Raw genomic sequence first — 6,492 nt, forward strand, 5'->3', positions numbered from 1 at the left:
GGGCGGGACAGAATGGGCCGCGATGAACACGCACGCGGACGACGGCTGGTCCCTGGTCGTACCCCTGAAGCCCCTTGCCCTGGCGAAGAGCAGACTGGCCGCGGCGGCCGGGTCCCGGCTGCGCCCGCGGCTGGCGCTGGCGTTCGCCGAGGACACCGTGGGGGCGGTGCTGAACTGCCCGCGGGTACGGGATGTGGTGGTCGTCACGGACGATCCGGCGGCCGGTGAGGCGCTCGCCGGCCTGGGCGCGCGCATCGTCCCGGACACCCCGGCGGCGGGGCTCAACGCGGCGCTCGCGCACGGCGTCCGTACCGTACGGACCCGGCGGCCGGCCGCGCGGGTGGCCGCGCTCAACGCGGATCTGCCGGCGCTGCGGCCCGCGGAGCTGACCCGGGTCCTGGACGTCGCGAGGAAATTTCCGAGGGCTTTTCTCGCGGATGCCGCCGAAATAGGTACGACATTCCTCTCGGCGGGTCCCGGGGTGGAATTGGAACCGGCATTCGGAGGCGCGTCGCGGCTCCGGCATTTGTCTTCGGGCGCGGTGGAAATCCTGCTGGCGGGGGTGGATTCGGTGCGCCGGGACGTGGACACCGGTGAGGATCTGGCGGCGGCCGGGGCGCTGGGGCTCGGACCGCGGACGGCCGCCCGGTGGCTGCCGGCGGCCGGATAGGCTGCGGTCCATGCAGGCGACCGCGTTCACGTACGACTCCGAGACCCACAGCGGCAGTGTGCTGCTCGACGACGGCACCCCCGTGGAGTTCGGTGCGGAGGCCTTCGAGGCGGGCGGGCTGCGGCTGCTGCGTCCGGGGCAGCGGGTCCGGATCGAGGCGGAGCCGGGCACGTCGGGGGCCGGCCTGCGGATCACCCTGGTGACGCTCCAGACGTTCTGACGCGCCCGGTCCCCGCCGGCGGGGGCCCCGGACGCGCCGCGGGCCGGGCTCCCGGGGGGGACCCCGCCCCGGCGGGTGTCTACCGCTCGTCCTACTTCTTGGCGGCGGCCTTCTTGGCGGTCGTCTTGCGCGCCGTCGTCTTCTTGGCGGGCGCCTTCGTCGCCGTGGCCTTCTTCGCGGCCGGCGCGGTCTTCTTGGCCGTGGCCTTGGTCGCCTTCTTCGCGGCGGCCGTGGTGGTCTTCTTGGCGGCGGCGGAGGTCTTCTTCGCCGCGGCCGTGGTGGCCTTCTTGGCCGGGGTCGCCTTCTTCGCGGCGGCCGTGGTGGTCTTCTTCGCGGGGGTCGCCTTCTTCGCGGCGGCCGCCGTGACCTTCTTCGCCGGGGTCGCCTTCTTCGCGGCGGCCTTCTTGGCGGTGGTCGCGCGCTTGGCGGCGGCCTTCTTCACGGTGGCGGAGGCGCCGCCGCTCAGGCTGCCCTTGGGGGCCTTCTTGACGGAGACCTCGCCGCCCTTGGGGAGCTTCTTCGAGCCGCTGACCAGGTCCTTGAAGCCCTGACCGGCACGGAAGCGCGGGACCGAGGTCTTCTTGACCCGCACCCGCTCACCCGTCTGCGGGTTGCGGGCGTAGCGGGCCGGACGGTCGACCTTCTCGAACGAGCCGAAACCCGTCACCGAGACCCGGTCGCCGGCGACCACGGCACGCACGATGGCGTCGAGCACGTGGTCGACGGCTTCGGCGGCCTGCTGGCGACCGCCCATCTTGTCGGCAATCGCTTCTACGAGCTGCGCCTTGTTCACGTCTTCCCCTTCGGAGACATTGCCAGAACGAAAGTGTTCAAGCTTTTTCGCACGTTAGGCATGTATATACCGCAAATCAAACACGAAACGGGCTAATCACCCTAGTGCCGCAACGCGGAAGATCCGCTGCGGAGTTCTTGGTGTCAGTCGTCCTCTGGGAATCGGCCCTCATCGAGGTCCTTCATCAACCGGTCCAGACGCGTTGCCGCGTCCTTGAGATCGTGCTTCGCCGCGGCCGTCACGACCAGCAGCTTCCGGGACAGCGCCATCCTTACGCCCTCCGGGACTTGCAGTGAGCGCACTCTTGTGTGCGCTTCCTTCAATCGGGCGGCGACTGACTCGTAGAGCTCGAGTTGGCTGTCGCGTTCCATGCACCGATTGTGCCATCTAGGGCGAGTTGTCGCCCGACAGGGTCTCAACAAGCGACTGCGCCCCCCACCGGGCGGTGGGGGGCGCAGTCTTGGAAAAGCGCTGCTCAGACCGTAATTGTACGGGGCTTGTGGGCCGGTCGTGACGCCTCGTATGCCGCGATGTCGGCTTCGTTCTGAAGGGTGAGGCTGATGTCGTCGAGACCGTTCAGCAGTCGCCAGCGGGCGTTCTCGTCGAGCTCGAAGTCGGCGTCGATCCCGGCGGCCAGGACCTTCCGCTGCTCCAGGTCGACGGTGACCTCGGCGGTGGGGTCGGCCTCGGTCAGCTCCCAGAGCGCGTCGACCGTCTCCTGCGGCAGGACCACGGTGAGCAGGCCGTTCTTCAGCGAGTTGCCGCGGAAGATGTCGGCGAAGCGGGCGGAGATCACGGCCTGGAAGCCGTAGTTCTGGAGCGCCCAGACGGCGTGCTCACGGGAGGAGCCGGTGCCGAAGTCGGGGCCGGCGACCAGGACCGAGGCGCCCTGCCGCTCGGGGCGGTTGAGGACGAACTCGGAGTCCTTGCGCCAGGCCTCGAAGAGGCCGTCCTCGAAGCCGTCGCGGGTGACCTTCTTGAGCCAGTGCGCCGGGATGATCTGGTCGGTGTCGACGTTGCTGCGGCGCAGCGGGACGGCCCGGCCGGTGTGCGTGGTGAAAGCTTCCATGGTTCCTCAGACCCCCGCGGTGGTGGCGACGTCGGACAGATCGGCCGGGGAGGCCAGGTGGCCCAGGACGGCGGTGGCGGCGGCGACCTGGGGCGAGACCAGGTGGGTCCGGCCGCCCTTGCCCTGCCGGCCCTCGAAGTTGCGGTTGGAGGTGGACGCGGAGCGCTCACCGGGAGCCAGTTGGTCGGGGTTCATGCCCAGGCACATCGAGCAGCCCGCGTGCCGCCATTCGGCGCCGGACTCCTTGAAGACCTTGTCCAGGCCCTCCTCGACGGCCTGCAGGGCGACGCGCACGGAGCCGGGAACGACCAGCATGCGGACGCCGTCGGCGACCTTGCGGCCCTCCAGCAGGGCGGCGGCGTTGCGCAGGTCCTCGATGCGGCCGTTGGTGCAGGAGCCTACGAAGACGGTGTCGACCCTGATGTCGCGCAGCGGCTGCCCGGCGGTCAACCCCATGTACTCCAGGGCCTTTTCGGCGGCCAGGCGCTCCGAAGCGTCTTCGTACGAAGCCGGGTCGGGGACGTTCGCCGAAAGCGGCGCGCCCTGGCCGGGGTTGGTGCCCCAGGTGACGAACGGCGCGAGCGAGGCGGCGTCGATGACGACCTCCGCGTCGAAGACCGCGTCCTCGTCGGACTTCAGGGTCTTCCAGTACGCGACGGCGGCGTCCCAGTCCTCGCCCTCGGGGGCGTGGGCACGGCCCTCCAGGTAGGCGAAGGTGGTCTCGTCGGGGGCGATCATGCCCGCGCGGGCACCGGCCTCGATCGACATGTTGCAGATGGTCATCCGGGCCTCCATCGAGAGCTTCTCGATGGCGGAGCCGCGGTACTCCAGGATGTAGCCCTGGCCGCCGCCGGTGCCGATCTTGGTGATGATCGCCAGGATCAGGTCCTTGGCGGTGACGTCCTCGGGCAGCTCGCCGTCGATCGTGATGGCCATGGTCCTGGGGCGGGCCAGCGGCAGCGTCTGGGTGGCGAGCACGTGCTCGACCTGGCTGGTGCCGATGCCGAACGCCAGCGCGCCGAAGGCGCCGTGCGTGGAGGTGTGCGAGTCGCCGCAGACGACGGTGGTGCCCGGCTGGGTCAGGCCCAGCTGCGGTCCCACCACGTGGACGACGCCCTGCTCGACGTCGCCCAGCGGGTGCAGGCGGACGCCGAACTCGGCACAGTTCTTCCGGAGGGTCTCCAGCTGTGCGCGGGAGACCGGGTCGGCGATCGGCTTGTCGATGTCGAGGGTCGGGGTGTTGTGGTCCTCGGTGGCGATGGTGAGGTCGAGGCGCCGCACCTGCCGGCCGTTCTGGCGCAGACCGTCGAAGGCCTGGGGGCTGGTCACCTCGTGCAGCAGGTGCAGATCGATGAAGAGGAGGTCGGGCTCGCCCTCGGCGCGCCGGACGACGTGGTCGTCCCAGACCTTCTCCGCGAGTGTCCTACCCATCGCTTTCCCTCCGGCCGACGTCTACGCCGGCACAACTAGAGACCCGTTTCGCGGGCCGTTGTGCGGCCGCCTCACCAGAGTGACAAGTTCCGCAGGAAATTGAACTTGCGTTTCACAGAGTGAGACGCGAATATCGTTGCATGGACAACTCTAGCGGCGTAGGCGTTCTCGACAAGGCAGCCCTTGTCCTGAGCGCCCTGGAGTCCGGTCCGGCCACCCTCGCAGGACTGGTCGCGGCGACGGGACTCGCACGACCCACGGCACACCGACTGGCCGTGGCACTGGAACACCACCGGATGGTGGCGCGTGACATGCAGGGCCGGTTCATCCTCGGACCGCGCCTCGCGGAGCTCGCCGCCGCGGCCGGCGAGGACCGCCTGCTCGCGACCGCGGGCCCGGTTCTGACGCATCTGCGCGATGTCACCGGCGAGAGCGCCCAGCTCTACCGCCGGCAGGGCGACATGCGCATCTGCGTGGCGGCGGCCGAGCGGCTCTCGGGCCTGCGGGACACCGTCCCGGTCGGCTCGACGCTGACGATGAAGGCCGGCTCCTCGGCGCAGATCCTGATGGCCTGGGAGGAGCCCGAGCGGCTCCACCGCGGCCTCCAGGGTGCCCGCTTCACGGCGACGGCCCTGTCGGGCGTGCGACGCCGCGGCTGGGCCCAGTCGATCGGTGAGCGGGAGCCGGGCGTCGCGTCCGTCTCCGCGCCCGTACGCGGCCCGTCGAACCGCGTGGTGGCCGCCGTCTCGGTCTCGGGTCCGATCGAGCGTCTGACGCGCCACCCGGGCCGTATGCACGCCCAGGCCGTCATCGACGCCGCGGCCCGCCTCTCCGAGGCGCTCCGCCGCACCGGCTGACCTTCCTGCCCGTCCTCTGTTCGTACCGGCCCACCGCTTCAACGCCGCAGCGGTGGGCCGGAGTTGTCCGTACGTACGGCACCGAACAGCGAAGAAGCCCTCCCCCGAAGGGAAGGGCTTCTTCGTTCTGTACCCCCGACCGGATTCGAACCGGCGCTACCGCCTTGAGAGGGCGGCGTGCTAGGCCGCTACACAACGGGGGCCTTGCGGATCAGATCCGCGGTGCAGATGAGCTCTGCGAGCTGGCCTACCTGGACTCGAACCAAGAATGACGGTACCAGAAACCGTAGTGTTGCCAATTACACCATAGGCCATGGTGGTTACACCGTACCCCCGACCGGATTCGAACCGGCGCTACCGCCTTGAGAGGGCGGCGTGCTAGGCCGCTACACAACGGGGGCCCTAGCGATCCCACCCGGTCGAGACCGGGTGATGTCACCGTAGATCCACCGGGAGCTACCCAAGTGACCTACAGGATGGATCAGTACCCCCGACCGGATTCGAACCGGCGCTACCGCCTTGAGAGGGCGGCGTGCTAGGCCGCTACACAACGGGGGCTTTGTGGATGCCATCCACGTTTGCAGATAAAGCTCTGCGAGCTGGCCTACCTGGACTCGAACCAAGACTAACGGAACCAGAAACCGTCGTGCTGCCAATTACACCATAGGCCACCGGGGCAATGTCCCCACCAGGGAGGATCTTGCTCGGCTTGCGCTTTCCGGGTTCTTGCCTTTCGGCTTGTTCCCCTCGGCGCAGGAAGAACATTACCCGAAGGTGGACGGTGCTCCAAAACGGGTATGGCCGCCGAGCAGGGCCGGGAGCTGGCGGAGGTCCGTGATCCGGTTCAGCTCGGGCCTCCCGCCGATGTCCGCGCGATCCAGCCAGATGCCCCGCAGCCCCGCCTCCACGGCGCCCCTGGCGTCGATGTCCGGCTGGTCCCCCACGTACGCCACCTCGCTCGGGCGCAGGTCAAGCGCGGTGCAGGCGGCATGGAAGGCCTCCGGGGCCGGCTTGGCCACCCCGAGCTCCGCCGCGCACAGGACGGCCTCGAAGCGGTCCCGTACGCCCAGGACCCGCAGCTTCCGCTCCTGGTTGTGGAGGCTGGAGTTGGACAGAATCCCGTGACGATAGTCATCGGCCAGCAGCTCCAGAACGGGGACCGCGTCGGGGAAGAGTTCCCAGGCCGCCTCGTAGTGGGAGACGTACCGCTCGAACCAGCCGTCCGCCTCGGCGGCGGTCATGCCCGGCTCCGCGAGGAAGTCCCTGACGCGCTCCCGCCGCTGCTCCTGGAAGTCGACCCCGCCGGCCTCGAAACGGCGCCAGTGGAGCGCCGTCAGCTCCCGCCAACGGCCGAGGGGGGGGGGGGGGGGGGGGGGGGGGGGGGGGGGGGGGGGGGGGGGGGGGGGGGGGGGGGTGGGGTGGGGGGGGGGGGGGGGGGGGGGGAGGAAAGGG

7 protein-coding genes, 5 tRNA genes and 1 pseudogene are annotated in these 6,492 nt (G+C 70.1%); 3 read left to right on the forward strand and 10 right to left on the reverse strand.

Annotation, left to right across the window (positions count from 1 at the left end):
* The first annotated feature begins 22 nt into the window (after window positions 1–22).
* Both cofC and ACZ4XX_RS16690 read left to right on the forward strand, forming a co-directional pair.
* Window positions 23–670, forward strand: a complete 648-nt coding sequence (cofC, locus tag ACZ4XX_RS16685; protein ID WP_468508629.1) for a 2-phospho-L-lactate guanylyltransferase — start codon at window positions 23–25, stop codon at window positions 668–670.
* Window positions 671–680: 10 nt separating this feature from the next.
* Window positions 681–890, forward strand: a complete 210-nt coding sequence (locus ACZ4XX_RS16690) for a hypothetical protein (protein WP_030325574.1) — start codon at window positions 681–683, stop codon at window positions 888–890.
* Window positions 891–981: 91 nt separating this feature from the next.
* Here the strand turns inward: ACZ4XX_RS16690 and ACZ4XX_RS16695 are convergent, their stop codons facing one another.
* From ACZ4XX_RS16695 to leuC, 4 genes are all read right to left on the reverse strand, one after another.
* Window positions 982–1,683, reverse strand: a complete 702-nt coding sequence (locus tag ACZ4XX_RS16695; protein ID WP_468508630.1) for an HU family DNA-binding protein — start codon at window positions 1,681–1,683, stop codon at window positions 982–984.
* 143 nt (window positions 1,684–1,826) lie between these two features.
* Window positions 1,827–2,054 carry an SCO5555 family protein gene (locus ACZ4XX_RS16700; RefSeq protein WP_030325570.1) on the reverse strand — a complete coding sequence of 76 codons (228 nt, stop codon included), beginning with the start codon at window positions 2,052–2,054 and terminating at the stop codon, window positions 1,827–1,829.
* A 104-nt stretch (window positions 2,055–2,158) separates the two neighbouring features.
* Entirely contained in the window at window positions 2,159–2,752 is a 594-nt protein-coding gene (gene leuD, locus ACZ4XX_RS16705) for a 3-isopropylmalate dehydratase small subunit (RefSeq protein ID WP_468508631.1), read from the reverse strand.
* Window positions 2,753–2,758: 6 nt separating this feature from the next.
* Complete coding sequence (gene leuC / locus ACZ4XX_RS16710; protein ID WP_468508632.1) at window positions 2,759–4,183, reverse strand: 3-isopropylmalate dehydratase large subunit; 1,425 nt, start codon at window positions 4,181–4,183, stop codon at window positions 2,759–2,761.
* A gap of 140 nt (window positions 4,184–4,323) precedes the next feature.
* On the opposite strand from leuC, the gene ndgR reads away from it, so the two are divergent.
* Window positions 4,324–5,040, forward strand: a complete 717-nt coding sequence (ndgR, locus tag ACZ4XX_RS16715) for an IclR family transcriptional regulator NdgR (protein ID WP_015036427.1) — start codon at window positions 4,324–4,326, stop codon at window positions 5,038–5,040.
* A 130-nt stretch (window positions 5,041–5,170) separates the two neighbouring features.
* Here the strand turns inward: ndgR and ACZ4XX_RS16720 are convergent.
* The 6 genes and pseudogenes from ACZ4XX_RS16720 to ACZ4XX_RS16745 form a co-directional block, all read right to left on the reverse strand.
* Window positions 5,171–5,243 (reverse strand) — tRNA-Glu (locus ACZ4XX_RS16720).
* A 39-nt stretch (window positions 5,244–5,282) separates the two neighbouring features.
* Window positions 5,283–5,354, reverse strand: a tRNA-Gln gene (locus tag ACZ4XX_RS16725).
* A 14-nt stretch (window positions 5,355–5,368) separates the two neighbouring features.
* Window positions 5,369–5,441: transfer RNA gene (locus tag ACZ4XX_RS16730), tRNA-Glu, on the reverse strand.
* Window positions 5,442–5,525: 84 nt separating this feature from the next.
* Window positions 5,526–5,598, reverse strand: a tRNA-Glu gene (locus ACZ4XX_RS16735).
* Between the two features lie 41 nt (window positions 5,599–5,639).
* Window positions 5,640–5,711: transfer RNA gene (locus ACZ4XX_RS16740), tRNA-Gln, on the reverse strand.
* A gap of 93 nt (window positions 5,712–5,804) precedes the next feature.
* Window positions 5,805–6,395: pseudogene (locus tag ACZ4XX_RS16745) on the reverse strand (HAD family hydrolase); the annotation flags it as partial.
* Window positions 6,396–6,492: the final 97 nt, after the last annotated feature.

The sequence above is a fragment of the Streptomyces sp. NPDC029956 genome, from assembly GCF_055574655.1.

Excerpts from the sequence above, each read along its gene's own strand:
- cofC (WP_468508629.1), top strand. The coding sequence starts at position 23 with ATGAACACGCACGCGGACGACGGCTGGTCCCTGGTCGTACCCCTGAAG.
- ACZ4XX_RS16690 (WP_030325574.1), top strand. The coding sequence starts at position 681 with ATGCAGGCGACCGCGTTCACGTACGACTCCGAGACCCACAGCGGCAGT.
- ACZ4XX_RS16700 (WP_030325570.1), bottom strand. The coding sequence starts at position 2,054 with ATGGAACGCGACAGCCAACTCGAGCTCTACGAGTCAGTCGCCGCCCGA.
- leuD (WP_468508631.1), bottom strand. The coding sequence starts at position 2,752 with ATGGAAGCTTTCACCACGCACACCGGCCGGGCCGTCCCGCTGCGCCGC.
- leuC (WP_468508632.1), bottom strand. The coding sequence starts at position 4,183 with ATGGGTAGGACACTCGCGGAGAAGGTCTGGGACGACCACGTCGTCCGG.
- ndgR (WP_015036427.1), top strand. The coding sequence starts at position 4,324 with ATGGACAACTCTAGCGGCGTAGGCGTTCTCGACAAGGCAGCCCTTGTC.